Below are 26,219 nucleotides of genomic sequence, written 5' to 3' on the forward strand. Positions count from 1 at the left end.
AGGAACCGCGATGGAGTTCCACCACGCCGACCTGTTCGAGGGGATCGCCGACGCGATCGGCGACCGCGTCGCCCTGGTGTGCGGCGAGGCGCGCCTGACCTACGCCGAGCTCGACGCGTACGCCAACCGGCTCGCGCACCACCTCGCCGGAGCCGGGATCGGCCCGGGGCGGCACGTGGCGATCCAGCTCCGCAACGGCGTCGAGTACGCCGCCGCGCTGCTCGCCGCGCTGAAGATCCGCGCCGTGCCGATCAACGTCAACTACCGGTACGTCGAGGACGAGTTGCGGTACCTGCTGCGCGACTCCGACGCCGTCGCGCTGATCTACGACACCGACTTCGACGCGCGCGTCGCGGCGGTCGTCCCCGACCTGCCGCTGCTCACGCACCTGCTGGCCGTGGGCGGGGCGTCGGCGGTGCCCGGCGCGGTCCCGTTCGCGGAGGCGGTCGCGGCGGAATCGCCCGCGCGGAATTTCCCGCCCCGGTCGGGCCGCGACACCTACGTCATCTACACCGGCGGGACGACCGGAATGCCCAAGGGCGTCCTGTGGGACGTCGAGGACCTGCTGTTCGCGTTCTGGAACCCCACGTTCCCGCGCCCGCGGACGCCCGCCGACGTGGTCGAACTGGCCCGCGCGACCGCGCCTATCACGATGATGCCGATCGCGCCGCTCATGCACGGCGCGGCGCAGATGGCGACGTACATCGCCTGGTGGATGGGCGCGACCGTCGTCTACACGCCCCGCTTCGACGCCGCCGAGGTCTGGCGGACGATCGAGCGGGAGAAGGTCAACTCGCTGACCGTCACCGGCGACGCGATGGCGATCCCGATGGCGGACGAGCTGGAGCGCGGCTCCTACGACACCTCGTCGCTGTTCGCGTTCGTCTCCACCGGGGCGATCCTCAGCGGGACGGTCCGCGACCGGCTCGGCACGCTCCTGCCGGGCGCGATCGTGCTGGACCGGTTCGGCTCGACCGAGTCCGGCTCCACCGCAGAGGCCGTCGCCGGGTCGTCGCCGGAGAAGGGGCTACGGTTCGCGCCGGACGTCGAGGGCGTCACCGTCCTGGACGACGCGCTGGAACCCGTCAAACCCGGCTCCGGCGCCATCGGTCAGGTGGCGCGCAGCGGGTACATCGCGCGCGGCTACTACAACGACCCGGAGAAGACCGCCCGGACGTTCCCCGAGACCGGGGGCCGCCGCTGGCTGCTGACCGGCGACATCGCGACGGTCGAGGCGGACGGCTCGATCGCCGTCTTCGGCCGGGGCTCGCAGGCGATCAACACCGGAGGGGAGAAGGTCTTCCCGGAGGAGGTCGAGGCGGTCCTGAAAGGTCATCCCGCCGTGTACGACGCGGTGGTCACCGGCGTGCCGGACGAGCGGTGGGGGTCGCGGGTCGCGGCCGTCGTGCAGCCGTCCGGCGACGCGCCGGAGCCCGCCGAGCTGGACGCGCACTGCCGCGCGCGGCTGTCGGGCTACAAGGTGCCGCGCGCGTACGCGTTCGTTGACGAGATGCGCCGGTCACCCGCGGGCAAAGCCGACTACCGGTGGGCGCGGCAGGTCGCGGAGGACGCCGGAAGTCACCAGGTCTGAGCGGCGACCGCGACGGAGAGTTCCGCCGAGGCGTCGGCGGCCGGCTCGCCGGATTCGGCGGGCTCGTCGGGCAGCCGCCACTGCACCTCGTAGGTGACGGTGTGCTCGGCCCCGTCGCCGCGCGCCGTCCAGCGGCCGACGCCGCGGCCTTCGCGGGCGCGGGCGGCCAGGTCGGCGAGGGTGCCGGTGAAGACGGGGCAGGGCAGCCGGCCGCCGCGGCGCTCGAAGACGCCGATGCGGAGCCGGCGCGCGCGGGCCGAGGCGGCGACGGCGTCGGCGAACAGCGACACCGTGGCGTCGGCGGCGTCCCGGTAGCGGACGGTCAGCGCGGTGATCCCGCGCTCGCCGGGGGCGAGGCGGCCGAGGCGGAGGCGGGCGGTGCGGGTCGCGCCGCCGGTGAGGTCGATCGTCGCGGCCGACACGGCGGGGGTGGTCATGCAGCTCCAGCGAGGTTTGGCTTCAGGGCCCCGGTGTCCTTGTGGGAACCGGGGCCGGGGGAGAGGACCGTTGTTTAGCGGTCCTAACCATTTCATGGTATCGGGCGTCCGGTAGTGCCTCGGCCGTCCTGGTCGCGGCCCGGCCCGGACGGCTACGCTGCGGGACCGGGCGCGACGCGACGGCGGGAGGTGCCTTGACCGCATCCGGGGACCTGCACACCGAGCTGCGGCGCGCCGCGATGCTCGCGGTGCAGCTCCAGCAGGCCGTCGCCGCGCGGGCGGGGCTGACGGTCACGGACGCGCAGTGCGCCGTCCTGCTCGACCTCGACGGCCCGAAGACGCCCGGCGAGCTTGCCCGCGCCGTGGGCGTGTCCACCGGCGGCGCGATCACGACGGTGATCGACCGGCTGGAGGACGCGGGACTCGCGCGCCGCACGCCCGACCCGGGCGACCGCCGGCGCGTCCGCGTCGAGCCGGTGCCCGGCGCGCTCGCCCGCCTCGCGGGCTTCGCCGCGCCCGCGCACCGGGCCGTCGCGGCGGCCACGCCGCCCGACCTCGCCGCCGCCCTGCTCGGTTGGGCGCGCGATCTGAACGCCGCGCTGCCCGCCGCGATTGACGAGATCCGCGCGGGGCGCGGCGACGCCTGACGCCCGGCAGCGCCCGGTGCAGGGCCGTGAGGCCCGCCGCATTCGCGGTCCTTCGCTCCGTACCGGCTCCTTCACGCTGACGCTGCGGCCGGACGTGCGCGCGAGGCTCGGGAACGTCCGTGGATCGACCGCGAACCGGTGACGTCCGCCGCGCCCTGACCCGCCCGGCGAACGTGCGCGCCCGATGGGGCACGGGTGGGTTCGGGCGGATATGGAACGTTCCATCATGTATTTCGGCGCGTCGACCGGCGACTCGGCATCCGATAACGGCCTGGCGGTATTAATTCGGCGCGCATACCGGTGGCCGGCATGGCCCGATAATGATCTGACCAATGGCCGGGATCGGCCATTCAAATAGGCCATCCGCGCGGCGCCGGTTGTGTTACGTGCCGATCGTGACCGCATGGTCATTATTGGCGTTCCGGCCAGCGTTTACCCAGCTCGCGGCCTATTTCCTGCTTTCCTAGTAGGGAAACTTGACTTGAAATGGCGCACGGCCGTACTCTCCTGGCGGTCGATCTTCCGACGTGATGGGAACACGATGCGCTCTCGTTTCTGGGCCATCGCCGGGACGGCGATGATCCTTCTTCCGGCCGCCTCCGCGTGCGGCACCGACGATCCGTCGTCGGCGGCCGACAAGGAGGCCGTGTCCGGCGCCGCGACGGCGGCCGCTGTCGTCCAGAAGATCGGCAGGGACGACGCGGCCGCCGGACGGCTGCCCGACGACGTCAAGAAGTCCGGAACGATCACGACGGGCATTTCGACCGTCGGCGCGCCGTTCACCTTCCTCGCGTCGGACAACAAGACGCAGATCGGCCTGGAAGTGGACCTGCGGGACGCCGTCGCCCGCGTGCTCGGCGTCAAGGCCGTCACCACGACGACGAAATGGGACTCGCTGCTCGTCGGCGTGCAGACCGGCAAGTTCCGCGTCGCCCAGGGCAATTTCGGGGTGACCACCGACCGGCTGAAGACCTACGACTTCGTCACCTACTACAACGACGGTTTCGGCTTCCTCGCCAACCCCACGACGAACCAGCCGACGATCGCGAAACTGACCGACCTGTGCGGCAAGAAGGTCGGAACCTCGACGGGCACGAGCTTCATCGGCGTCCTGCAGAGCCACGAGGGCGACTGCAAGAAGCTCGGCAAGGAGCCCTGGAAGATCTCGACCTATCCCGACCAGGCGTCGTTCACCCTCGCGCTCGACCAGAAGCGCATCGACCTGTTCCTGCGCAGCGCGATCCGCGCGCAGTACGACGCCAAGCAGCAGCCCGCCAAGCTCGCGTTCAAGGGCACGCTCAACGCCGAGCACGTCGGATTCGTGCTCAAGAAGGGCGACCCGCTCGGGCCCGCGCTGCAGGCGGCCGTGCAGAAGCTCATCGACGACGGAAGCTACGCCGGAATCCTCAAGGCCTGGGGCCTGGAATCCGGCGCCGTGCAGACCTCGCAGCTCAACCCGCCCGGCTTGGACTGACGCCCGGACCCGCCACCGGAGGCGATCGTGCACACCTTCATGAACACCAAGAAGACCATTCGCGTCAGCAACGGATTCTGGGACGTCACGACCGCCGCCGGAATGGCGGGCGTCGTCGTCGGGAACCTCGGCGACGGACGGCACGCCACCGAACCGGGCGGCCACGAGTTCGTCAACATGTCGTCGTACTCCTACCTGGGGCTGGACTCCCACCAGCGGATCATCGAGGCCGCCGCCGAGGCCGTGCTGGAAACGCGGTCGCTCAACACGTCGATCTCCCGGATGCGCATCCACTTCGGCATCCTCAAGAGGGCCGAGGACGCGCTGTCGGAGTTGTTCGACGTGGAGGCCGTCACGCTGGCGTCGTGCGCGGCGGCGGCCTGGTCGGCGCTGCCGCTCGTCGCGTCCGGCGCGTTCACCGAGGACGAGCCCCCGCTCATGGTCTTCGACAAGCACGCGCACTTCTGCCTGAACGCGATGAAGCCCGCCGTCGCCGACGAGGCCGAGATCGCCACGATCCGGCACAACGACCTCGACGCGCTGGAAGACCTGTGCCGCACGCACCCGAAGGTCGCGTTTGTCGCGGACGGCGTCTACAGCACGGGCGGCAAGGCGCCGGTCCGCAGGCTGCTGGAACTCCAGGACCGGTACGGGCTGTTCCTGTTCTTCGACGAGGCGCACGGCGTCTCCACGCTCGGCGAGAACGGGCGCGGGCTCGTCCTGTCGGAACTGGGCGAGATCAACGACCGGACGCTGATCATCACCTCGCTGAACAAGGGCTTCGGCGCGTCCGGCGGCGCGATCTTCCTCGGCCCGCGCGGCTCGGCGCACCGCCGCGACCTCGCGCTGCGCTACGGCGGCCCGCTCACCTGGTCGCAGCGCATCAACACCGCCGGGCTCGGCGCGATCCTGGCGTCCGCCGAGATCCACCGGACGCCCGAGCTGGCCGCGCTCCAGCAGCGGCTCCAGGAGAAGGTCGCACTGTTCGACGCGCGCGTCCCGACGGCGAGCGCGGGCGACGGCCTGCCGATCCGGTTCATCGACATCGGGTCGGAGGAGGCGACCGTCCAGATCGCCAAGGAACTGCTCGACGCGGGCTTCTACACGTCCGCGCTGTTCTTCCCGGTGATCGCGCGCGGCCGCGCCGGGCTGCGGATCATGCTGCGCGCCAACCTCGCGGACGCCGACATCGAGCGGTTCGCGGCGCGGCTGACCGACCTGCGCGCCGAGCACGCGCCGGCGGGCGTCGCGGAGCTGGCCGGGCAGGGGGCCGGTGGGGGCGCGGGCCGTGGCTGAGGCCCTCGCCGCGCCGGAACGGGCGGCCGACACCGGCCGCCGGGTCCTGCTCTGGTCGTGCCTGGTCGTCTTCATGGCGCAGATGGCGACGACGATCTACCTCCCGGCGCTGCCCGCCGTCATGCACGACCTGGATGTGTCGCGCGGGTTCGCCGGGGCGTCGATCTCGGTGTTCGTCATCGGGGCCGCCGCGCCGGTCGTCCCGTGGGGCCGCGCGGCGGACCGGTACGGGCGGCGCGGCCCGCTGCTGGCGTCGCTCGGGCTGTTCATCGCGTGCTGCCTCGGCCTCGCCGTCACGACGTCGCCGCCGCTGCTGCTCGTCCTGCGCGCGCTCCAGGGCGTCGGCGCGGGCGGCAGCGCGATCATCGCGCGGATCGCCGTCCGCGACCTCGGCGCGGGCGACCAGCTCGCGCGCCGCCTCGCGGTGCTGTCGATCGCGTTCATCACCGCGCTCGGCGGCGGCCAGTTCACCGGCGGCCTGCTGACGCGGTACGCCGACTGGCGGCTCGGGTTCGTCGTGCTCGCGGTCGTCGGCGCGGCCGCGTTCGCGACGGCGTTCGCGCTGCCGTTCGCCGGGCCGCGTCCGCCGGGCGAGGCCGGGAACGTGTTCCGCGTCGGTCTGCAACTGCTGCGGACGCGGGCGTTCCTGCTGCCGACGTGCGCGGGCGGCCTCGGGTTCGCGACGGTCGTCGTGCTCCAGGAGGTCGCGCCGTTCGTCTTCCAACAGCACTTCGACCTCCCGGCGGACGCGTACGGCGGCATCGGCCTGCTGCTCGCCCCCGCGTATTTCGCGGGCGCGCTGACCGTCAACCGGACGGTGGCGCGGTTCGGCGCGGCCCGTCTGATGCGGATCGGCGCGCTGATCATGACGGCGTCCGGCGTCGCGACCGTCCTGCTGTGGACGACCGGCGCGGGCCGGATCGCCGCCCTCACCCTGTTCATCGCGCTGTACTGCGTGACGACGTTCGGCCAGTCCGTGCTCTTCCCCAACACGATGGCGACGGCCGCGAGCGCCGTCCGCGAGCACGGCGCGTACGGCATCGCGCTGTGCGGATTCCTCCAGCAGTCCACCGCGGGACTCGCCGCGCTTGCCGCGACGCCGCTGCGCGCGAACCTCGCCTGGTCCGTCACGGCCGCCGCGCTGAGCGCGCTCGCCTGGGTCCTCGTTCGAAGGGATTACCGATGACGCTGCTCCGCTCCCGCGTCAACCCCGCCGCACCCGACTTCCGCCGCAACCTCACCGCCTACGACGAGCTGCGCGCGCCGATCGCGGCGGCGCGCGCGGCAGCCGTCGCGGGCGGCGGCGCCAAGGCCCGCGCCCGGCACGCCGCGCGCGGCAAGCTGACCGCGCGGGAACGCCTCGCCCGCCTGCTGGACCCGGGCACGCCGTTCCTGGAGATCGGGCAGCTCGTCGCGCACGAGGTGTACGACCAGCCGGTCCCGTCGTCGGGACTGGTGACCGGGATCGGCGTCGTCGAAGGCCAGCCGGTCGCGGTGTTCGCCAACGACGCCACGGTCAAGGGCGGCACGTACTACCCGCTGACCGTCCGCAAGCATCTGCGGACGCAGGACATCGCCCGCGAGCACGGCCTGCCGAGCATCTACCTGGTGGACTCCGGGGGCGTCTTCCTGCCGATGCAGGAGGACATCTTCCCCGACGAGCACCATTTCGGACGGATCTTCCGCAACATCGCGGAGATGTCCGCGCTCGGGCTGCCGCAGATCTCCGCGGTCATGGGCTCCTGCACGGCCGGCGGCGCGTACATCCCGGCGATGAGCGACGAGACCGTCATCGTGCGCGGCACCGGCTCGGTGTTCCTCGGCGGTCCGCAGCTCGTCAAGGCCGCAACGGGCGTCGTCGTGGACACCGAGACGCTGGGCGGCGCCGACCTGCACACCCGCACCAGCGGCGTCGCCGACCACCTGGCAGTGGACGACGACCACGCGCTCGCGCTCGTCCGCGAGATCACCGCGCGGCGCGGGCGGGGAGCGCTCGCGCCGCCCGCCCGGACCCCGCGACCGCCCCGGCACGACCCGCGCGAGATCGCCGGGATCATCAGCGCGAACCCGCGCGAGCCGATCCCCGCCCGCGAGATTCTGGCCCGGCTGCTGGACGACAGCGAGATCACCGAGTACCGCGCCGGATACGGCACGACGATCGTGTGCGGCACTGGGCACATCGGCGGCTATCCCGTCGGCGTGCTGATCAACGACGGCGTTCTGTTCTCCGAGAGCGCGCAGAAGGCCGCGAACTTCATCGAGCTGTGCGCGCAGCGCGACATCCCGCTGCTGTTCCTCCACAACATCAACGGGTTCATGGTCGGCGCGGAGTACGAGGCCGGCGGCATCGCCAAGCACGGCGCGAAGATGGTGAACGCCGCGTCCACGGTGCGCGTCCCCAAGTTCAGCGTGCTGATCGGCGGCAGCTACGGCGCGGGCAACCTCGCGATGTGCGGCCGCGCGATAGGGCCGCAGCTCATGGCGATGTGGCCGAACGCCAAGACGTCCGTCATCGGCGGCGAGCAGGCCGCGACCGTCATGGCCCTGATCCGCGCGGAGCAACTGGAGAAGCAGGGCAAGGCCGTGGACGCCGCCGAGGAGGAGGAGTTCAAGCGGCCGATCCGCGAGGACTACGAACGGCAGGGCCGCCCCCTCTACGTCGCCGCGCGGCTGTGGGTGGACGCCGTCATCGACCCCGCCGAGACCCGCGAGTGGCTGGCCCCCGCGCTCGCGCTCGCCGCCACCGCCCCCCGACGCGAGACGCGCTTCGGCGTCTTCCGGATGTGACGACATGCTGAAACGGATCCTCATCGCGAACCGGGGCGAGATCGCCCGCCGGATCGCCCGCACCTGCGACCTGCTCGGCGTCGAGTACGTCGCCGTCCACTCCGAGGCCGACCGGGACGCCGCCCATCTCGACGGCGCGGTCGAGACGGTCGATATCGGCCCCGCCGCCGCGGCCGAAAGCTATCTGCGGATCGGCGCGCTGCTGGACGCCGCCGCCCGCACCGGCTGCGACGGCGTCCACCCCGGCTACGGGTTCCTGTCCGAGAGCGCGGAGTTCGCGGCGGCCGTCGCGGAAACGGGCCTGACGTGGATCGGTCCGCGCCCGGCGACGATCGCGGCGCTCGGGGACAAGGCCGGGGCGCGGGCGCTCATGGCCGAGGCGGGCGTCCCGATCCTGCCCGGCACGCCCGACCCGACCGAGTCGCCCGACGAGCTGGCCGCCGCCGTCGCGGACCTCGGCTATCCCGTCATCCTCAAGCCCGTCGCGGGCGGCGGCGGCAAGGGCATGCAGATCGTCGAGCGGCCCGAGGACCTGCGCGCCGCCGCCGAGGCGGCCGTCCGGCTCGCCCGTGCCGCGTTCGGCGACGGGCGGCTGCTCGCGGAGCGGTACGTGCCGCGCCCCCGACACGTCGAGGTACAGGTCTTCGGCGACGACGAGGGCAACGTCGTCCACCTGTACGAACGCGAATGCTCCCTCCAACGCCGCCACCAGAAGATCGTGGAAGAGGCCCCGGCGGCGCGGCTCAGCGAGGGAACGCGCGCGGAACTGCTCGACGCGGCCGTGCGCGGCGCGGCGGCGATCGGCTACGTCAACGCGGGGACGTTCGAGTTCCTGCTGGACGCCGACGAGCGGTTCTTCTTCATCGAGGCCAACACGCGGCTCCAGGTGGAGCACCCCGTCACCGAGGCGATCACCGGAGTCGACCTGGTCGAGTGGCAGCTCCGCGTCGCGTCCGGGGAGCCCCTGCCGCTGCGGCAGGACGAGATCCGCCGCGAGGGCCACGCCGTCGAGGCCCGCGTGTACGCCGAGGACCCCGACGCCGAGTTCCGGCCCGCGCCGGGCACGGCGGCGGCCGTCCGCTGGCCCGGCTCCGTCCGCGTGGACGCCGCGTTCGACGGCGCGGGCGAGGTCCCGTCGTTCTACGACCCGATGTTCGGCAAGATCATCGCGCACGGGTCGAGCCGCCGCGAGGCGCTGCGGCGGCTCGCCGGGGCCGTCCGCACCACGACCGTCCTCGGGCTCACCACGAACCTGGGGTTCCTCGCGGACCTGCTCGACGACCGGCGCGTCCGCACCGGCGCGCTCGACACCGAGGTCGTCGGGGAGTTCGCCGCCGCACGCGCCGGGGCCGACCTCGCGCCGGTCGGCGCGGCCGTCGCCGCCGCGATCGAGGTCCGGCGGACGGCGGGCGCGGCGCGGTCCCCGTGGGCGGGCGCGGTCGGCCCGCTGGACCGCGCGTACCTCGACCCGGCGGCCCCGCTTGGCCGCGTCGTGACGCGCGCGGGGTCGCGCCGGCTGGAGGCCGCCGTCACGGCGGTGCGCGGCGGGCCGGACGTCGCCGTGGACGTGACCGTGGACGGCGACGCGCACCGCGTCCGCGTCGCCGAGGACGGCGGCGTGTTCCACGGCCGGATCGGCGCGCTGCCCTGGTCGGCGCTGCGCACGCCCGACGCCGTCGAACTCGTCGTCGCGGGCACGCGGGTGCGGCTCGCGCCCGGCGCGGGCGCCGCCGATGACGACGCGGCGGACGCCGGGTCGATCGCCGCGCCCATGCCCGGCACCGTCGTCGCGCTGCCCGTCGCGGTCGGCGACGCGGTGGAGCGCGGCGCGACCGTCGCCATCGTCGAGGCGATGAAGACCGAGAACCGCGTCCTGGCCGGCGACGCGGGGACCGTCGCCGAGATCCGCTGCGCGCTCGGCGAGGTCGTCGCGGCCGACCAGGTGCTCGTCGTCCTCGAACCCGTCCCGCGACCCGACTGAGGCCCCGATGTCCGAAACCGCCCCACCCGACTCCGCACCCTCTGCTGCGGACCCGCCCAACACCGCCCCGCCCGAACCCACGTCGGCCGAAGGCGTTCCGCGTGATGCGGCTGTGGGGGATGCCGCAGCGTCCGGGCGCACGGAATCCGAGTCGCCGTTGCGGATCGTTCCGACGCGGCGGACCGGGCAGTGGGTGTCCGCGGCGGTCGTGCTGTTCCTGATCGTGTTCGCCGCACAGTCGCTCGCGACGAATAAGGCCATCCAGTGGGACGTCGTCGCGTCGTACTTCACGAGCCGGTCCATCGTGCGCGGCCTCTACATGACGCTGTGGCTGACGGGCCTGACGTTCGCGCTCGGCTTCCTGCTCGGCACGGTCCTCGCGCTGTGCCGCATGTCGTCGAACTTCGTGCTGCGGACCGCCGCGCTCGGCTACATCTGGCTGTTCCGCTCCACGCCGCTCCTGGTGCAGCTCCTCGTCTGGTTCAACATCGGCGCGCTGTACCCGAAGCTCGGGCTCGGCATCCCGTGGGGTCCGACGTTCGTGCAGACGGACGTCAAGGACCTCATCGGCGCGACGACCGCCGCGATCATCGGGCTGACCGTCCACGAGGCCGCGCTGGCCGCCGAGATCGTCCGGGGCGGCATCCTCGGGGTGGACCCCGGGCAGACGCAGGCGGCGCAGGCGCTCGGCCTCGGCCGGTTCCGCACGCTGCGGCGCATCGTCCTGCCGCAGGCGATGCGGACGATCCTCCCCAACGCCGGCAACCAGATCATCAGCCTGCTCAAGTCCACGACGCTCGTCAGCGTGATCGGCGTCGGCGACGTCCTCTACTCGGCCGAGCTGATCTACGGCCGCAACTTCCTGATCATCCCGCTGCTGCTCGTCGCGACGCTCTGGTACGTCGTCGTCGCGTCGGTGCTGTCGGCGGGCCAGTACCTGCTGGAACGGCACTACGGGCGGGGCGCAGGCTCCGGCCCGAGGCGAAGGAACCCCCATGAGCGCCGGAATCTCGATCCGCGGCCTGCACAAGTACTTCGGCTCGGCGCACGTGCTGCGCGGCATCGACCTGGAGGTGGCGGCCGGTGAGGTCGTCTGCCTGATCGGGCCGTCGGGCTCGGGGAAGTCGACGCTGCTGCGCTGCGTCAACCACCTGGAGAAGGTCGAGGCGGGAACGGTCCGCGTCGGCGGCGACCTCATCGGCTACCGGCGGCACGGCGACGCGCTGCACGAGCTGCGGCCCGGGCACGTGGCGCGGCAGCGCGCCGGTATCGGGATGGTGTTCCAGAACTTCAACCTGTTCCCGCACTTCACCGTGCTGCAGAACATCGTGGAGGCGCCCGTCGCCGTGCGGCGGCTGTCGCGCGCGGACGCCGCCGAGCGGGCGCGGCGGCTCGTCGCGCGCGTCGGGCTCGCCGGACGCGAGGACGCCTACCCGCGCCAGCTCTCCGGCGGGCAGCAGCAGCGCATCGCCATCGCCCGCGCGCTCGCGATGGAGCCCGCCGTGATGCTGTTCGACGAGCCGACGAGCGCGCTGGACCCCGAACTCGTCGGCGAAGTCCTCGGCGTGATGCGCGACCTCGCCGAATCCGGCATGACGATGGTCGTCGTCACGCACGAGATGGGGTTCGCGCGGGAGGCCGCCGACCGCGTGGTGTTCCTCGACGAGGGCCGCGTCGTGGAGTCGGGCCCTCCGGCCGAGGTGCTGACCGCGCCCCGGCACGAGCGCACCCGCGCGTTCCTCGACCGCGTCCTGTGAGCGCGTCCCGTGACCGCGCCCTGTGAGCGCGCGGGCGCGTCAGGACGGGACGGACCCGGCGAGCCGCCCGCGCAGCAGATCCAGCAGCGTCGCCTCGACCTCCGCCAGGGGCCGGGCGGGCTGGAGCGCCTGCCAGTCCAGTCCGACGACCAGCACCATCCCGAACACCGCCGACGCGGCCGTCCCGACGTCGAGGTCGGCGCGGAGCAGGCCCGCGTCCACCGACGCGCGCAGCACGTCCGCGACGACCCCGACGACCCGCTCGCGGATCATCAGCGCGGCGTGCTGCCAGTCGCCGCCGCGCCGCCACGTCTCCGCGATGAGCAGCCGCGCGAACGACTCGTGCTCCGCGAGGAACAGCAGCTCCGCGCGGACCACGGCGTCCAGCGCCGCCGACGGGTCCAGCCCGGCCGCCGCAGTCCGCAGGCTTCCGGCGAGCCGTCCGATCCCGTAGTCCAGGAGGGCGTCGAACAGCCCGGCCTTGCTGCCGAAGTTGTAGTAGACGGTGCCCTTGGCGACCCCGGCGCGTTCGGCGATCTGGTCCACGGCGGTCCCGGTGAAACCGCGTTCGGCGATCAGCTCGATCGCCGCGGTGAACAGCCGCTCCCGCGTCGCGTCCCGGCCCACTCGTCCCGCCTCCCGCTCAGAGTTTCAGCGCCGGATGCAGGCGCGTCATCGTCCAGACCCGGTTCCGGCGGGCGGCGAGCGCGGTCAGGACCAGCGCGCCCGCGAGGAACGCCGCCAGCACCGCACCACCCTGCCACACGGGCGTGAGGTCGCCGCCGCTGATCAGCCGGCGGACGGCGTCCACGACCCAGGACATCGGCAGGAACGGTCGGATCGCGCCGAAGAAGCCGGGGCTGGTCTCGATCGGGTACGTCCCGGCCGCCGACGTGAGCTGGAGCATCAGCAGCGCCAGCGCGATGACCCGGCCGGTAGGCCCGAACCGGGCGTTCGCCCACTGCACGATCGCCTGGAACGTCGCGGCCGCGAGGATCAGGAACCCGATGAGGCCCGGCCAGCGGACGGCCTCCAACCCGAGCCCGAACCGCAGGACGCCGAGCAGGACGAGCACCTGCGCCGCGCCGACCGCCGCGCCCGGCAGCCAGCCCGCGAGCGCCACCCGCCACGCGGGCGCGGTGCTCGCGAGCGCGCGCGGCGTCAGCGGGCGCAGCATCATGTAGACGAACATCGCCCCGACCCACAGCGCGAGCGGGATGAAGAACGGCGCGAAGCCCGTCCCGTAGTTCGGCGCGGGGTTGTCGGTGCTCGCGGCGAGCCGCACCGGGTCGCTCATCATGTCGGCGCGGCCCGACCGCTCGTCGGCCCCGTAGTGCGGGACCTGCGCGACGCCCTCGCCGAGGCCGGTCGCGAGCGTCCGGTTGCCGTCCGCGATCTGGGCGAGCGCGGTGTCGAGGGTGACCGCGCCGCCCGACAGCGTGCCGAGGCCGCCGGTGAGCTGCGCCGATCCGGTGAGGAGCTGGCCGGTGCCCGCGTTGATGCGCTGCGCGCCCGCGTTGAGCCGGTCGATGTCGCGGCGCGCGCCGTCGACCTTCGCGGCCAGGCCGGGCGCGGCCGCCGCGACCCGCTTCGCCTGCGCCTCGACGGTCCGGGCGTCGTGCGCGAGCTTGGCCAGGTCCGCGCCGTGCTCGCGCACGTAGCCGTCCACCTGCCGGGCGACGGACACGACCTCGCCGGACGCGCGCAGCAGGTCGGCGCGCACGTCGGCGGCGATCTCCGGATGCTCCTTGAGATAGGCGGCCAGTTCGTCGCGGGCCTGCTCGGCGCGTGCGACGGCCGCCTTCGTCTGGGCGGGCAGCGTTCCGGCGCCGTCCGCGAGGGCGTCCGCGCCCTTGGCGACGAGCAGCGCCGCCTGCCGGATCTGCGGCGCGTTGTCGCGCAGCAGCGGCACGACGACGTCGCCCGCCTTGTCCACGAACGCGGCGAGCCGGCCCGTGCCCTGCGCGACCTGCTTGGTGCCGCCGCGCAGCGTCTCCAGCCCGGCGGTGACCTTGGCGCTGCCGCCGCGCGCGGTCTTCAGGCCGTCCGCGAGCTTCCCCGCGCCGTCCTCGGCCTGCCCGGAGCCGTCCGCGAGCTTGTCCGCGCCCTTGGCAGCCTCGTCCAGTTTGTCGTGCAGCTTCCCGAACGAGACGAAGATCTGGTCGAAGTACGTCCGCGACGCCTTCGCCCCGGCGGCGGCGCTGATCTCCTTGAACGCCGACTGCGCAAGCGTCCCGACGACGTAGTTGTTGGAGTCGTCCAGTTCGAGGCGGAGCCCGGCGGGGGAGGGCGTGCCGTCGCCGTCCGGGCTCGCGATGCGGGCGCTGAAGTCCGACGGGATCGTCAGCGCCATGTAGTAGCGGCCGTGCGCGAGGCCGTCGCGGGCCGCCGCCGCGTCCACGGACTTCCACGCGAAGACGCGCCGGTCCTTCAGCTCGTCGGCGAGGTCGGCTCCGGCGTGGATCGTCCGGCCGCCGGAGCTGACGGCCCGGTCCTCGTTCACCAGCGCGACGGGGACGTGGCTGAGCCGCGAGTAGGGATCCCAGAACGACCACAAGTACAGGCCGGCGTAGAGCAGCGGCAGCAGGACGAGCGACGCGAGGGCCGCACGGGTCAGCCGGTTGCGGCCGAACCGGCGCAGCTCCAGGCCGCCGGACGCCAGGGCGGGCAGTCTCATCGGACGGCCTCCACCGCGTGCGGGTCGGGCAGCGCGACGATCCGCGCGAGCCCTTCCGCGGGTGCGGGATCGTGGCAGGTCGCCAGGACCGTGACGTCGCCCGCGAGCGCGGCGAGCCGCTCCCACAGGGCGCGCTGCCGGTCGTGCGGCAGGCCCTCGTCGACGTCGTCGAGCAGCAGCAGCCGGGGCTCGCCGACCAGCGCGAGGGCGGCCCCGAGCAGGCACGCCTCGTCGGGCGCGAGGTCGTCGGCGCGGGTGCGCGGCGGCACGTCGAGCCCGACGCGGTCCAGCGCCTCCTGGACGCGCCGGGCGCGGTGCCGCCACCGCCCGAACAGGCCCTCGCGCAGGTCGAGCGCCTCGCTGACGTGCTCCCGTACCGTCAGCGCGGGCTCCAGGTCCGTCACCCCGGCGACGACGCCGAGGCCCGCGATCCGCTGGACGGCGCGCATCTCGCGCGGCAGCTCGTGCCCGCCAACGACGGCCTCGCCGCCGGACGGCCGCATGCGCCCGCCGAGCGTGAGCAGCAGCGCCGTGCGCCCGGACCCGGCGATGCCCGTCAGCGCGGCGAGCCCGCCCGGCGGCACGCTCATCCCGACGTCCCGGTAGACGAACCGCCTCTGGCGATCCGCCCCGCCCCGAGAACCCCGCAACTCCAGCGCTGTCGTTTCGACGCCCGCGCCCCGGGAACCCTCGTCGCGCTCGGCCACTCTCGGTCGCCCCTTCCCACTTTTGAACTGACCGGTCAGTTCAAAAATACGGCGGGTCGCCCGGTTTGTCGCGATCCGGGAACGGTGAGGTCGGCCACGAGACGCGCGTCACGGCGCTACACGTTTGGCCGGATGCGGCCGCGGGCGCGAGGTGTTCCGGCGGCGACCTGCACGGCGATGATCGCCGGGCGGCCGGTTCGGCGTACGGCACACCGCCCGCAGACGACAACTGCGATCATTCGGGCGAAGTGCTCGGAACGGTGTGGAGGTCGCGGATGGGCTCGGAGAGCACCCGGTGGCGTCGGGACGAGGACCACGCCCCGAGCGGCGTGGACACCAGCACGCCCAGCCCGGCCCGGATCTACGACTACATGATCGGCGGCAAGGACCACTTCGCCGTGGACCGCGCCATCGGCGACAAGCTGATGGCCGACAACCCGCTCGTCCGCGCCACGATGGCGTCCAACCGGCGGTTCCTGACGCGGGCGGTGCGGTACTGCGCGCAGCAGGGCGTGCGCCAGTTCCTCGACATCGGGACCGGGCTGCCGACCGCCGACAACGTCCACCAGGTCGCCGCGCGGCACGCGCCCGGCTCGTCGGTCGTCTACACCGACAACGACCCGATCGTCCTCGCGCACGCCCGCGCGCTGCTCGCCGACGAGACGACCGGGCAGGGCCGGACCGTGATCATCGACGCGGACCTGCGCGAGGGCGCGGACCTGCTGCGCCGGCCGGAGGTCCGCGACGTGCTGGACCTGACCGAGCCGGTCGCGCTGCTGCTGGTGGCGGTGCTGCACTTCGTCGCGGACGCCGACCGCCCGCACGACCTCGTCGCCGCCCTGCTGGCCGAGCTGCCGCCCGGCAGCCACCTGGTGCTGACGCACGGCACCGGCGACGTCCTGCCGCAGGAGGCCGACGAGGCGGGCCGGGCGTACCGGAACGCGTCCGAGCGGCTCTTCCTGCGGTCCGGACCGGAGATCGCCCGGTTCTTCGACGGCGTCGAGCTGGTGGAGCCGGGGCTGACCTGGACGACCCGGTGGCGGCCCGACCCGGCCGTCCCGGAGGACGACCTGCCCGGCGTCTACGCGGGCGTGGCCCGCACGGCGGGCTAGCCCGCCTGGACGAGCTCCCGCGTCCGCTCGAACTCCTCGCGCGCGGACGCCAGCAGGTCGCTCCAGGAGGCGACCTCGGGCCGCCGCCGCAGCAGCGCGCGGCGCTCGCGCTCGGTCATCCCGCCCCAGACGCCGAACTCGATGCGGTTGTCGAGGGCGTCGGCCAGGCACTCGGTCCGCACCGGGCAGCCCCGGCAGACGAGCTTGGCCCGGTTCTGGGCCGCGCCTTGGACGAACAGGGCGTCCGGGTCCGAGTTCCTACAGGCGGCCTGCAAGGCCAGATCCCCAGTGAGCATGAGTCCCCTCTTGACTCCGGGAGGGCGAGTGTAGGTAAAGCCGGCTGCGGGCGCGGTCGCGGCTGGCGTGGACATGACCGTACGCAGATCTCCTCGGGGTGACAACCCCCCGTTGGAGCTATGTCGCCGATGGCTATCGAAGCGGTGCCGGGGAGTGGTATTGGGTGGTCGCCGGATTTCCGCCGAACCGCAGTTCGAGTTGCGGGCGGCCGGAGCGCGGAATCCATTGACGCGAGGTTCGTCCGTATTGTGAAAGATGTACGTCTGTGGGGTGTTTGTGGTTCGCCAGGGGGCCGGAGGCCCGTCCGCAGGCGGCTTCCGGAACGTCCCTGCTCGGAGAGCGGGTGGGCGGATCGGCGGCTTCGGACCGCCCCGGCCCGGCCCGCTCAAGATCATTGCACCCGCTCTCCTGGTGATATACGAGTTCGGGGGTTATATGACCAATCCCGTCTCTTTGAGAAAGGGGGCGAGTCGACGCCCGTCGCCACCGGGCAATGGCGCACACCGGACGCGCCGGCCGCGATATATCGCGGCCCGCATGATGAGAAATGCGGACGTTTCCGTAAAAGTGGAACGCGGCGCGCCACCGGAAGCCCTCGTCACCGCACTGCCCGGCCCCCGTACCGGACGGTGCGTCGAATAGGGCAGACTTCCCGCCATGACCGAGACACCGCGCTCCTCGCGCGCCGCGCTCCGGCTCGCCGGGGCGATGGCCGTCATGGGGACCTTGCACTTCGCCCTGCCCCGGCCGTTCGACGCGCTGATCCCGCGCCGCCTCCCCGGTTCGCCCCGCACCTGGACGCACGTCAGCGGCGCGGCCGAACTCGCGTGCGCCGCCGCGCTCGCCGTCCCCCGGACGCGCCGCGCCGGCGGCCTCGCGACGGCCGCGCTGATGGTCGGCGTCTTCCCCGCGAACGTGAAGATGGCCTACGACTGGCGGAACAAGCCGCTGCCGCTGAAGGCCGGGGCGTACGGCCGCCTGCCGCTGCAGGCCCCGATGATCGCGTGGGCGCTGAAGGTCGCGCGCGACGCGGGCCGGGCGCGCGGCGCGGCGGACTGAGCGCCGCTCAGGCCCCGGCCGCGGCCCCCGGGCCCCAGCGGTCCAGGTCGGGCGAGGCGAACGCGTTGAGCAGGCCGGGCAGCAGCTCGGGCAGCGCGGCCGCCTCCCCGCGCTGGATGCGCGTGTAGACGACCTGGTAGATCCCGCCGACGATCGTCTCGGCGGTGAGGTCGGGGTCGGGGTAGTGCGGGTACAGCTCGCGCATGTTGTCCGCGACGATCGTGCTCAGCGCGGCCAGCGCCTCGTCGCGGCGGACGGCGGCGGCGGGGCCGGCGGCCATCGACTCCACCACCCACGTCCGCGCGGCGGCGGGGTCCTCGGCGAGGAATTCCAGCAGCGCGCCGATGCCGCCGCGCAGCCTGCCGAGCGCGTCCGGGCGGCCCCGGTACGCCTCGACGACGCGTTCCATCATGCGGGTGAACAGCGCGTCGTAGGCGCGGAGGAACGCGTCCTCCTTGTTGCGGAAGTGGACGTAGAACGTGGCGCGGGAGACGCCCGCGCGCGCGATGATCGCGTCGACCGTCAACTGGCCGAAACCGTCCGCCCCGGCGACCTCGACGACGGCGGCGAGGATGCGCCGCACCTGGTGGTCGGCGACGAAGGCGCGCGACAGCCGGTGCCGCCCGGACGGGAGGCGTTCCACGTCCCCCGGCGCGGCCCCGTCGACCCGGTCGTCAGGCATGGTCGCTCCGTCGCTCGTTCGTGCGTCCGCGCGGGCCGGTTCATGACCGATGCCCGCCCTGAACGGCGATTATCGCCGATCCGTGCCCGAAGAGGCCCTGGTTCACCGCGATCCCGGTTCGCGCGCCCGGAACCTGCCGTTCGCCCGCCGTTCCGCGCAACTGCCACGTCAGTTCGCACACCTGCGCGATGGCCTGGGCGGGGACCGCCTCGCCGAACGACGCGAGCCCGCCGCTCGGGTTGACGGGGACGCGGCCGCCGAGCGCGGTCGCGCCGAAGCGCAGCAGGTCCTCCGCGCCGCCGGGCGCGCACAGGCCGATGTCCTCGTACCAGTCGAGTTCGAGCGCGGTCGACAGGTCGTACACCTCGGCGAACGACAGGTCCTCCGGGCCGATCCCGGCCTCCGCGTAGGCGGCGCGGGCGATGGACGCGCGGAACGGGTGCTCGGGCTCGGGCACGGCCGCCGCCGAGTCCGTCGCGAAGTCGGGGAGGTCCAGGACGGTCTTGGGGAACGTCGGTGTGGCGGTCGAGAGCGCCGCGATCCGCACCGCGTCCGCCGCGCCGCGCGAGCGCGCGAAGTCCTCGGACGCCAGCACCAGCGCCGCGCCGCCGTCGCTCGTCGCGCAGATGTCCAGCAGCCGCAGCGGGTCCGCGACGACGGGCGACGCGGCGACGTCCGCCGCCGTCACCTCCTTGCGGTACCGGGCGTTGGGGTTGGCGAGGCCGTGCCGGGCGTTCTTGACCTTGACGGCGGCGAAGTCCTCGAGCGTCGCGCCGTGCAGGTCGACGCGCCGCCGCGCGGCGAGCGCGAAGTAGATCGGGTTCGTCGCGCCGAGCAGCCGGAACCGCAGCCAGTCGGGGTCGTCGGGGCGGTCGCCGCCGACCGGGGCGAAGAAGCCCTTCGGCGCGGCGTCCGCGCCGACGACCAGCGCGACGTCGCAGAGCCCGGCGAGGATCTGCGCGCGGGCGGCGGCGACGGCCTGCGCGCCGGACGCGCACGCCGCGTAGCTGCTGGACACGCGCGCGCCCGTCCAACCGAGGGCCTGCGCGAACGTCGCGCCCGCGACGAAGCCCGGGTAGCCGTTGCGGATGGTGTCCGCGCCCGCGACGTACTGGACGTCGCGCCAGTCGAGCCCGGCGTCCGCGAGCGCCGCCCGCGCCGCGACGAGCCCGTACTCGACGAAGCTGCGCCCCCACTTTCCCCACGGGTGCATCCCCGCACCCAGCACCACGACGCTCATGCGGGCTGCCACATCCAGACCGTGTACTCGGTGTCGTCGTCCTCGTAGAGGACGCCTTCGGTGAGGGCCATCTCCATGCCGACGGCGAGATCGTCCACGGTGACGCCGGGGACGACGCGGCCGAGGACGATCATCCGCTCGGCGGCCAGCTCGACGGCCGCGACGGCGAACGGGCGGAACGGCTCATCGGCGACGAACGGCGGCGGTGGTTTGTAGCGCGCGTCGGCGTACGACCAGATCCGGCCCCGGTCCGACAGCCGGTGTTCGGCGAGTTCGGAGCCGTCGCGCGGGCCGTCGCAGCGCGGGTTGCGGCAGGCGAGGTCGTTGCGCGGGAAGTAGGGGGTGCCGCAGGCGGCGCAGCGGGTGCCGAGCAGCCGCACGCCGCCGCCGGGCTCGGGGGCGAACCAGCCGTCGATCGCGGGGGTTCGGCGTTTCTTCGCGCCGTTCGTCACGCGGGCCTCCCTCGGGGGATCACCGCGCCAGCTTACCAACCAAGCGCCTGCTTGAATCAAGGGTGAGCGCCGCGCCGACCGCGACGCCGTACAGGACGAGCACGTACAGGCCCGTGCCCGTCCAGCCCGCGCGCTCGAACGCCAGGCCGCCCGCCGTCCCGCCCACGCTGCTGCCGAGGTAGTACGCGAACAGGTACAGCGCGGACGCCTGTGCGCGCCCGACCCCCGCCCGCGCGCCCACCGACCCGCTCGCCACCGCGTGCGTCGCGAAGAACCCACAGGTGAACACCAGCAGCCCGGCCGCGACGAGCGGCAGCGACGCCGGGAACATCAGCGCGAGGCCGCCCGCCGCGAGCGCGCCCGCGCCGAGCAGCACGGTCCGGCGGCCGACCCGGTCCGCGAGCGCCCCGGCGCGCGCGGACGCCGCCGAGCCCGCCAGGTTCGTCACCGCGATGAGGCCGACGACGGCCTGCGGCAGGTGGAACGGCTCGTCCAGCAGCCGGTACGTCAGGAAGTTGAACACCGTCACGAACCCGGCCATCGCCGTGAACGCGATCAGGTAGAGGCGGCGCAGGCCGGGGTCGCGCAGGTGGGCGAGCAGCGGCCGGTAGTCCACGCGGGCGGGCGAGAAGTGCCGCGACGGCGGCAGCAGCGCCCAGAACACGAGCGTGAACCCGAGCGCGGCCAGCGCGGTCGCGGCCAGGCCCCAGCGCCAGCCCGCCACGTCGCTGACCGTGCTCGGCACGAGCCGGCCGAGGACGCCGCCGATGCCGGTGCCCGCCACGTACCGGCCCATCGCCGCGCCGAGCGACGGGGCGTGGACCTCGTCGGCGAGGTAGGCCATCGCGACGGCCGGGACGCCCGCGAGCGCGACGCCCTGCGCGGCGCGGGCGGCGGCGAGCGCGCCGAAGCTCGTGCAGAGCGGCATCAGGAGCCCGACCGCCGCCGACGCGAGCGAGGACACGATCATCACGCGTGTTCGCCCGTACCGCTCCGACAGCGAGCTGACGGGGATCACCGCCACGGCCACCGCGCCCGTCGCGAGCGAGACCAGGAGGCTGGCCCGCGCGGGCGGCACCGCGAACGCGTCCGACAGCTCCGGCAGCAGCGCCTGGGTGCAGTACAGCGACATGAACGTGGTGAGGCCGGCGGCGAACAGCGCGAGGTTGATCCGCCGCAGGCCGGGGGAGCCCGTGCGGTGGCGGGTGTCCTCGGCGGTGAGAGTCATGACCACCAACATGTGCCGAACACGGCTTATGCGTCCAATGCACTGTTTCGCGGGACATGATGCGGGTTAGTAATGGAGGGGTGGACACCACGACCGTGCGGTGGTTCCTCGTCGTCGCCGACCTCGGCCATGTGACGAACGCCGCAGCAGAACTGCGGATCTCCCAGCCCGGGCTCTCCCGCGCCATCGCGCGGCTGGAGGCCGACCTCGGGCGCCCGCTGTTCGACCGGGTCGGCCGCCGCGTCGCGCTCAGCGCGTACGGCGCGGTGTTCGCCGAGCACGCCCGGCGGCTCGTCGCGGCCGAGGACGCCGCCCGGCGCGCCCTCGCGCAGGCCGCGGACCCCGAGCACGGCGAGGTGTCGCTGGCGTTCCTGCACACCCAGGGGCCGTCCGTCGTGCCGGGGCTCATCCGCCGGTTCCGCGAGCGGCATCCCGGCGTGCGGTTCCGGCTCAGCCAGGACCGCGCCGAGCGGGTCGGCGCGGCCGTCGCGGCGGGCGACGCCGATCTCGGCATCACCAGTCCCGCGCCGGGCGACCCCGCGCTGGCGTGGCGGCCGCTGCTCACCGAGCGGCTGCAGCTCGCCGTCCCGGAGGGGCACCGGCTCGCCGGACGGACGCGGGTCCGGCTCGCGGCCGCGGCCGCCGAGCCGTTCGTGGCGTTCCGCGCCGGGGCCGGACTGCGGACGATCTTCGACGCGCTGACCGAGTCGGCCGGGTTCGTCCCCGACATCGCGTTCGAGGGCGAGGAGACGGGCACGGTCCGGGGCCTGGTCGCGGCGGGCCTGGGCGTCGCGGTCGTCGCGCCGCCCGGCGGCGACCAGGACGTCCCGCACGGCGTCCGGCACGTGGCGCTCACCGATGCCGGGGCGGCCCGCACGATCGGGCTGATCTGGACGGACGCGCGGCGGCGGCCCCCGGCGGCCGAGGCGTTCCGCGCCTTCGTCCTCGCCGCCGACACCAAATAACTGACGCGTCAGTCACTTCGCTAAGATGGGAGACCGAGCCGGATTCGACGGGTATGAGACAGCGAGGAGTGCGGATGCGGACAGGACTCGAAGGGAAGACCGCCCTGGTCACGGGCGCCTCCCGCGGCATCGGGAAGGCCACCGCGCTGGCCCTGGCCGCCGAGGGGGCGAACGTCGTCGTCTCGTCCCGCAAGCAGGACGCGCTCGACGCGGTCGCCGCCGAGATCCGCGCCGCGCACCCCGGCGCCCGCGTGCTCCCCAAGGCCGCGCACGTCGGGGACGCCGAGCAGGCCGCCGCGTGCGTGGACGCCGCCGTCGCGGAGTTCGGCCGGCTCGACGTGCTCGTCAACAACGCGGGCACCAACCCGTACTACGGCCCGATGGTGGACATCGACGCCGCCCGCGCCGCCAAGACCGTCGAGGTCAACCAGTTCGCGATCGTGCAGTGGACGCAGCTCGCGTGGACGCGGTCGATGCGCGAGCGCGGCGGCGCGATCGTCAACATGGCGTCCGTCGGCGGCCTGGTCACCGAGCACGGCATCGGGTACTACAACGCCACCAAGGCCGCGGTGATCCACCTGACGCGCCAGTTCGCGGTGGAGCTCGCGCCGAAGGTCCGCGTCAACGCCGTCGCGCCGGGCCTGGTGAAGACGAACCTGGCCCGCGCGCTGTGGGAGCCGAACGAGGAGGCGATCTCCAAGGAGCTGCCGCTCGGCCGCCTCGGCGTCCCCGAGGACATCGCCGGGGCCGTGGTGTTCCTCGCCTCGGACGCCGCGTCGTGGACGACCGGGCAGACCCTGGTCGTCGACGGCGGCTCGATCATCCGTCCCGCCATCGCCTGAGGAGGACCCATGTCGCGCTGGGGACTGACCATTCCGCTGAACGGGCTGCCGCTCGCCGACCACCGCGAGATCGTCGCGGAGCTGCCCGACCTCGGCTACACCGACGTGTGGACGGCGGAGACCAACGGGCCCGACGCGTTCACCCCGCTCGCGCTCGCGTCGCAGTGGGCGCCGTCGCTGCGGCTCGCGCCCGCGATCGTGCCCGTCTACACGCGCGGCCCCGGGCTGCTCGCCCAGCAGGCCGCGACGCTGGCCGACCTCGCGCCGGGCCGGTTCATGCTCGGCATCGGGACGTCCTCGCCCGCGATCGTGCAGGCGTGGAACGCGATCCCGTTCGAGGAGCCGTACAAGAAGACGCGCGACACGCTGCGGTTCCTGCGCCGCGCGCTCGCGGGCGAGAAGGTCACCGAGGACTACGACACGTTCTCGGTGAAGGGCTTCCGGCTGGACAAGGCCCCCGACGTCCCGCCGCCGATCGTGCTGGCCGCGCTGCGGCCGGGGATGCTGCGGCTCGCCGCGCGCGAGGCGGACGGCGCGATCACCAACTGGCTCGCGCCGAAGGACGTCCGGACGGTCCGGGAGGCGCTCGGCGACGGCCCGGAGCTGATCGCGCGCCTGTTCGTCTGCCCGACCGAGGACGCCGAGGAGGCCCGCGCGATCGGCCGCTGGATGATCGCCGCGTACATGACCGTGCCGGTCTACCGCGCGTTCCACGAGTGGCTGGGCCGCGGCGACGCGCTCGCGCCGATGAACGAGGCGTGGGCGGCGGGCGACCGCAAGAAGGCCCTGTCGGTGATCCCGGACGAGGTCGTCGACGACCTCGTCGTCCACGGGTCGCCGGAGCGGTGCCGCGCCCGCGTCCGCGAGTACGTGGACAACGGGCTGACCACGCCGGTCCTCGCGGTCGTGCCCGGCGGGAAGCTGTCCCCGGCCGAGACGGTGCGCGCGCTCGCCCCGTCCGCGGGCTGAACGGCCCGCGCGGAACAGGGTGTTTAGGGCCGGGAGCGCCGGGGAGGGTGGGTCGGGTCCAGACCAGACCCGACCCCGACGTGTAGGGAGTCGCACATGCTGACGCTCACCACCGGCGCCGTCCAGGTGATCCGGACCGTGACCTCGGACCCGCAGCTGCCGCCCGACACCGGCATCCGCATCGAGTCCGGGCTCAACGGCTCGGACGCCCTGCGCCTCTCGGTGGCCCCGGCGCCCGAGGCGGGCGACGAGGTCGTCGAGTCCGAGGGCGCCAAGGTGTACCTCGAGCCCGAGGTGGCGCTCCTGCTCGACGACAAGACGCTGGACGCCCAGGTCGACCCGCAGGGCGACGTGGCGTTCACCATCGCGGACGGCGCGGCGCCGATCTGACCCGCGTCCGACCCGCGCGCGGCACCCGGTCCGCACCCCGCTCGACCGGGTGCCCGGAGAGGGTCGGGACGGCGATGCCGTCCCGACCCTCTCCGCTGCGGCGGAACGCCCGCGTGAAAGGATTCGGGGATGCGCCTCACCAAGTTCGGCCACGCCTGCGTGCGGCTGGAGAAGGAGGACCGGGCGATCGTCATCGACCCGGGCGCCCTCACCCGCGAGCCCGGCGTCCTCGACGGGGCCGACGCGATCCTCATCACCCACGAGCACTTCGACCACTTCCTGCCCGAGCGGGTCCGCGAGGCGCTCGCGGCCGACCCGCGCCTGGAGGTGTGGGCGTCGCGGCAGGTCGCCGCGCTGCTCGCGGACGTCGGCGGGCGCGTCCACGAGGTCGGCCACGGCGACGCGGTGACCGTCGCGGGCTTCGACGTCCACGTGTACGGGCGCGACCACGAGATCCTGCACCCGGACGTGCCGCCGATCCCGAACACCGGGTTCCTCGTGGACGGCGAGGTGTTCCACCCGGGCGACGCGCTGACCGTGCCGGACGAGCCCGTCCCGACGCTGTGCCTGCCGGCCAACGCGCCGTGGATGAAGGTCCCCGAGATGTACGCCTACGCCCGCGCGGTCGCGCCGCGCCGCGCGTACGTCGTCCACGACGGCCTGCTCAACGACGACGGGCTCGGCGTGATGAACCGGCACGTCGAGACCGCGGGCGGCGAGCTGGGCGCGGAGTTCCGCCGCCTGGCCGCGGGCGAGACGGTGGACCTGCCGTGACCGCCCCGGCGGCCCCCGCGCCGGAGCCCGCGCCCGCCGAGCGGCCCGCGCCGATCGACGCGGTGTTCTTCGACATCGGCGAGACGATCGTCAACGAGGGCGAGATCTACGGGCGCTGGGCCGACTGGCTCGGCGTGCCGCGCCACACGTTCCTGGTGAAGCTCGGCGCGATCCTCGCGCGCGGCGGCGGCCACATGGACCTGTTCGAGTACTTCCGGCCCGGGTTCGACCTCGACGCCGAGGAGCGCCGCCGGGCCGAGGCGGGCGTCCCCAACGGGTTCGGCGAGGCCGACCTGTACCCGGACGCGCGCGCGTGCCTCGCCGCGCTGCGCGCGCAGGGACTGTACGTCGGTATCGCGGGCAACCAGCCGCCCGCCGCCGCCGAGCAGACCGCCGCGCTCGGCCTCGCCGCCGACGCCATCGGGATCTCGGCGGTGTGGGGCGTGGAGAAGCCCGACCCGGAGTTCTTCGCGCGGTGCGCGCGGCTCGCGGACGTCCCGCCCGGCCGCGTCCTGTACGTCGGGGACCGGATCGACAACGACCTGCGGCCCGCGCTGGCGGCCGGGATGCGCGCGGCGTTCCTGCGGCGCGGCCCGTGGGGGCACGTCCACGGCGACGACCCCGCGCACGCGCCCGTCCTCGCGGCGGCGTCGTTCGTGCTGGACGACCTGGCGTCGCTGCCCCCGCTCGTCGCCGCGCACAACGCGCGCACCGCCCCCTAGGGGTTGTCCCGTAACCCCCGGGTAGGGGGTGCGGATGGGTCCGGCGGCCGATGCGGCGGGCGGGCCCGCGTCCGTAGCGTTGGAGTCGTGCGGCCGGGACTCCGGCCGCGCGACCGACGACCAGGGGGAACCG

General features: G+C 73.9%; 26 protein-coding genes. 17 read left to right on the top strand and 9 right to left on the bottom strand.

Annotated elements, in window-relative coordinates:
- Positions 1-10: 10 nt before the first annotated feature.
- A complete protein-coding gene (locus G339_RS0104580) occupies positions 11-1,591 on the top strand; it encodes an acyl-CoA synthetase (RefSeq protein ID WP_019629900.1) in 1,581 nt (526 codons plus the stop codon).
- Here G339_RS0104580 and G339_RS0104585 read toward each other — a convergent pair.
- Positions 1,579-2,028, bottom strand: a complete 450-nt coding sequence (locus tag G339_RS0104585) for a hypothetical protein (protein ID WP_019629901.1) — start codon at positions 2,026-2,028, stop codon at positions 1,579-1,581. The genes G339_RS0104580 and G339_RS0104585 overlap by 13 nt on opposite strands.
- Before the next feature lie 194 nt (positions 2,029-2,222).
- On the opposite strand from G339_RS0104585, the gene G339_RS38530 reads away from it, so the two are divergent.
- The 8 genes from G339_RS38530 (at position 2,223) to G339_RS0104625 (ending at position 11,970) form a co-directional block, all read left to right on the top strand.
- Positions 2,223-2,675, top strand: a complete 453-nt coding sequence (locus G339_RS38530; RefSeq protein WP_019629902.1) for a MarR family transcriptional regulator — start codon at positions 2,223-2,225, stop codon at positions 2,673-2,675.
- Positions 2,676-3,216: 541 nt separating this feature from the next.
- Positions 3,217-4,149 (top strand): ABC transporter substrate-binding protein, encoded by a 933-nt coding sequence (locus G339_RS0104595; RefSeq protein WP_026341128.1) that lies wholly within the window; start codon positions 3,217-3,219, stop codon positions 4,147-4,149.
- 27 nt (positions 4,150-4,176) lie between these two features.
- Positions 4,177-5,445, top strand: coding sequence for an 8-amino-7-oxononanoate synthase family protein (locus G339_RS32545; RefSeq protein ID WP_019629904.1), 1,269 nt, complete (start codon positions 4,177-4,179; stop codon positions 5,443-5,445).
- Positions 5,438-6,631, top strand: a complete 1,194-nt coding sequence (locus G339_RS0104605) for an MFS transporter (protein ID WP_026341129.1) — start codon at positions 5,438-5,440, stop codon at positions 6,629-6,631. The genes G339_RS32545 and G339_RS0104605 overlap by 8 nt, the downstream gene beginning before the upstream one ends.
- Positions 6,628-8,232, top strand: a complete 1,605-nt coding sequence (locus G339_RS0104610; protein ID WP_019629906.1) for a carboxyl transferase domain-containing protein — start codon at positions 6,628-6,630, stop codon at positions 8,230-8,232. Before G339_RS0104605 ends, G339_RS0104610 begins: the two co-directional genes overlap by 4 nt.
- 4 nt (positions 8,233-8,236) lie before the next feature.
- Positions 8,237-10,213 carry an ATP-binding protein gene (locus G339_RS0104615; RefSeq protein ID WP_019629907.1) on the top strand — a complete coding sequence of 659 codons (1,977 nt, stop codon included), beginning with the start codon at positions 8,237-8,239 and terminating at the stop codon, positions 10,211-10,213.
- 157 nt (positions 10,214-10,370) lie between these two features.
- Complete coding sequence (locus G339_RS32550; RefSeq protein WP_019629908.1) at positions 10,371-11,300, top strand: amino acid ABC transporter permease; 930 nt, start codon at positions 10,371-10,373, stop codon at positions 11,298-11,300.
- The gene (locus G339_RS0104625; RefSeq protein WP_019629909.1) at positions 11,209-11,970 is read left to right on the top strand and encodes an amino acid ABC transporter ATP-binding protein; all 762 of its coding nucleotides are present in this window, start codon (positions 11,209-11,211) and stop codon (positions 11,968-11,970) included. Before G339_RS32550 ends, G339_RS0104625 begins: the two co-directional genes overlap by 92 nt.
- A gap of 39 nt (positions 11,971-12,009) precedes the next feature.
- On the opposite strand, the gene G339_RS0104630 is transcribed toward G339_RS0104625, so the two are convergent.
- Genes G339_RS0104630 through G339_RS0104640 form a run of 3 tightly spaced genes read right to left on the bottom strand, consistent with a single transcriptional unit; the run spans position 12,010 to position 15,237 of the window.
- Positions 12,010-12,597, bottom strand: coding sequence for a TetR/AcrR family transcriptional regulator (locus G339_RS0104630; RefSeq protein WP_019629910.1), 588 nt, complete (start codon positions 12,595-12,597; stop codon positions 12,010-12,012).
- 16 nt (positions 12,598-12,613) lie between these two features.
- Positions 12,614-14,647 (bottom strand): YhgE/Pip domain-containing protein, encoded by a 2,034-nt coding sequence (locus G339_RS0104635; RefSeq protein ID WP_019629911.1) that lies wholly within the window; start codon positions 14,645-14,647, stop codon positions 12,614-12,616.
- Positions 14,644-15,237, bottom strand: coding sequence for an ATP-binding cassette domain-containing protein (locus G339_RS0104640; protein WP_019629912.1), 594 nt, complete (start codon positions 15,235-15,237; stop codon positions 14,644-14,646). The genes G339_RS0104635 and G339_RS0104640 overlap by 4 nt, the downstream gene beginning before the upstream one ends.
- A gap of 392 nt (positions 15,238-15,629) precedes the next feature.
- On the opposite strand from G339_RS0104640, the gene G339_RS0104645 reads away from it, so the two are divergent.
- A complete protein-coding gene (locus G339_RS0104645; protein WP_019629913.1) occupies positions 15,630-16,466 on the top strand; it encodes an SAM-dependent methyltransferase in 837 nt (278 codons plus the stop codon).
- Here the strand turns inward: G339_RS0104645 and G339_RS0104650 are convergent.
- Positions 16,463-16,762, bottom strand: coding sequence for a WhiB family transcriptional regulator (locus G339_RS0104650; RefSeq protein ID WP_026341130.1), 300 nt, complete (start codon positions 16,760-16,762; stop codon positions 16,463-16,465). The two genes, G339_RS0104645 and G339_RS0104650, sit on opposite strands and share 4 nt — an antisense overlap.
- A gap of 658 nt (positions 16,763-17,420) precedes the next feature.
- Here G339_RS0104650 and G339_RS0104655 point away from each other — a divergent pair.
- Positions 17,421-17,822, top strand: coding sequence for a DoxX family protein (locus G339_RS0104655; protein ID WP_019629915.1), 402 nt, complete (start codon positions 17,421-17,423; stop codon positions 17,820-17,822).
- 7 nt (positions 17,823-17,829) lie between these two features.
- On the opposite strand, the gene G339_RS0104660 is transcribed toward G339_RS0104655, so the two are convergent.
- Genes G339_RS0104660 through G339_RS0104675 form a run of 4 tightly spaced genes read right to left on the bottom strand, consistent with a single transcriptional unit; the run spans position 17,830 to position 21,424 of the window.
- A complete protein-coding gene (locus G339_RS0104660; protein ID WP_019629916.1) occupies positions 17,830-18,504 on the bottom strand; it encodes a TetR/AcrR family transcriptional regulator in 675 nt (224 codons plus the stop codon).
- Positions 18,505-18,544: 40 nt separating this feature from the next.
- Entirely contained in the window at positions 18,545-19,744 is a 1,200-nt protein-coding gene (locus tag G339_RS0104665; protein WP_019629917.1) for a lipid-transfer protein, read from the bottom strand.
- The gene (locus G339_RS0104670; RefSeq protein WP_019629918.1) at positions 19,741-20,196 is read right to left on the bottom strand and encodes a Zn-ribbon domain-containing OB-fold protein; all 456 of its coding nucleotides are present in this window, start codon (positions 20,194-20,196) and stop codon (positions 19,741-19,743) included. The genes G339_RS0104665 and G339_RS0104670 overlap by 4 nt, the downstream gene beginning before the upstream one ends.
- A gap of 19 nt (positions 20,197-20,215) precedes the next feature.
- Positions 20,216-21,424: an MFS transporter gene (locus tag G339_RS0104675; RefSeq protein ID WP_033322394.1), complete on the bottom strand. Its 1,209-nt coding sequence runs from the start codon at positions 21,422-21,424 to the stop codon at positions 20,216-20,218.
- Between the two features lie 80 nt (positions 21,425-21,504).
- On the opposite strand from G339_RS0104675, the gene G339_RS0104680 reads away from it, so the two are divergent.
- The 6 genes from G339_RS0104680 (at position 21,505) to G339_RS39720 (ending at position 26,086) form a co-directional block, all read left to right on the top strand.
- Complete coding sequence (locus G339_RS0104680) at positions 21,505-22,389, top strand: LysR family transcriptional regulator (protein ID WP_019629920.1); 885 nt, start codon at positions 21,505-21,507, stop codon at positions 22,387-22,389.
- Positions 22,390-22,463: 74 nt separating this feature from the next.
- Positions 22,464-23,231, top strand: a complete 768-nt coding sequence (locus G339_RS0104685) for an SDR family oxidoreductase (RefSeq protein WP_019629921.1) — start codon at positions 22,464-22,466, stop codon at positions 23,229-23,231.
- Between the two features lie 9 nt (positions 23,232-23,240).
- Positions 23,241-24,200 carry an LLM class F420-dependent oxidoreductase gene (locus tag G339_RS0104690; RefSeq protein WP_019629922.1) on the top strand — a complete coding sequence of 320 codons (960 nt, stop codon included), beginning with the start codon at positions 23,241-23,243 and terminating at the stop codon, positions 24,198-24,200.
- Between the two features lie 96 nt (positions 24,201-24,296).
- Complete coding sequence (locus G339_RS0104695) at positions 24,297-24,590, top strand: hypothetical protein (RefSeq protein ID WP_019629923.1); 294 nt, start codon at positions 24,297-24,299, stop codon at positions 24,588-24,590.
- A 129-nt stretch (positions 24,591-24,719) separates the two neighbouring features.
- Positions 24,720-25,364: an MBL fold metallo-hydrolase gene (locus tag G339_RS39715; RefSeq protein ID WP_019629924.1), complete on the top strand. Its 645-nt coding sequence runs from the start codon at positions 24,720-24,722 to the stop codon at positions 25,362-25,364.
- A complete protein-coding gene (locus G339_RS39720) occupies positions 25,361-26,086 on the top strand; it encodes an HAD family hydrolase (protein WP_019629925.1) in 726 nt (241 codons plus the stop codon). The genes G339_RS39715 and G339_RS39720 overlap by 4 nt, the downstream gene beginning before the upstream one ends.
- The last annotated feature ends 133 nt before the right edge of the window (positions 26,087-26,219 follow it).

The organism is Actinomadura atramentaria DSM 43919, from assembly GCF_000381885.1.
Classification (GTDB): Bacteria; Actinomycetota; Actinomycetes; order Streptosporangiales; family Streptosporangiaceae; genus Spirillospora; species Spirillospora atramentaria.